At 73.0% G+C, this 296-nt stretch carries 1 protein-coding gene; it reads right to left on the bottom strand.

Translation table 11 applies throughout. The features are described 5' to 3' along the window. Positions 1 to 47: 47 nt before the first annotated feature. The coding region (locus J0695_RS43240) for a DUF4291 family protein (RefSeq protein ID WP_206970262.1) at positions 48 to 296 on the bottom strand (249 nt) is incomplete at its 5' end.

Genomic DNA, 296 nt, shown 5'->3' with positions numbered 1-296 from the left:
CTCGAAGACCTCACGGTCCGGTCAGGACCGAAGGCTTCACGGCCCGGTCAGCAGACCGCTCGTGTCGACCCGCGGACGGTCGGTGCGACGGGGGCGGGGTCCGGCGACTCCTTCGGCAGGAGGCGTGCCGCCGCGTCATTGCGGCCCGACCGGACCAGCTCGTGGATCTCCCGGGCCAGCGGGGTGACATCGCGGACGGACACCGTCCACTCGTCCGCGTAACGCCGCGCCGCCTCCCCCGCGAGCCCGAGCTGGAGGGAGCGGTACGGCAGCCGGTTCAGGTGCAGATCACGCTC

Source organism: Streptomyces beijiangensis (genome assembly GCF_017315755.1).
Taxonomy (GTDB): Bacteria; Actinomycetota; Actinomycetes; order Streptomycetales; family Streptomycetaceae; genus Streptomyces; species Streptomyces beijiangensis.
This window is presented reverse-complemented; position numbering and strand designations above follow the sequence as displayed.